Source organism: Streptomyces griseoflavus (assembly GCF_014649995.1).
Taxonomy (GTDB): domain Bacteria; phylum Actinomycetota; class Actinomycetes; order Streptomycetales; family Streptomycetaceae; genus Streptomyces; species Streptomyces griseoflavus.
The window spans coordinates 88,144-88,500 of sequence record NZ_BMUC01000020.1; the positions used below are offsets into that span (position 1 = coordinate 88,144).

1 protein-coding gene is annotated in these 357 nt (G+C 66.1%); it reads right to left on the reverse strand.

All coding sequences use genetic code 11. The annotated features are described in order from the left end of the window. Positions 1 to 357: tetratricopeptide repeat protein (locus tag IE172_RS30745; protein ID WP_190100637.1), on the reverse strand; the 357-nt coding region annotated here is incomplete at both ends.

The following is a 357-nucleotide window of genomic DNA, read 5'->3' on the forward strand; positions in this document are numbered from 1 at the left end:
GGACCAAGGTGGCGGCGAGGTTGTTGCGGCTGGTGAGGGTGTCTGGGTGGTTGGGGCCGCAGTTGCGTTCTCGGTCAGCGAGGGTGCGCCGGTCTAGATCGGCGGCTTCCCGGTACTGGCCGAGGCCGACCAGGGCAACGGCGAGGTTACTGCGAGTGGCGAGGATGTCTGGGTGGTGAGGGCCGAGGATGTGTTCATGGTCAGCGAGGGTTTGGTGGTGGAGGTCGGCGGCTTCCCTGTACCGGCCGAGATCGTTTAGTGAGGCCGCAAAGTTATGGCTGCTGGTGAGGGTGTCTGGGTGGTCGGGGCCGAGGATGCGTTCTCGGTCGGTGAGGGTTTGGCGGTGGAGGTCGGCGG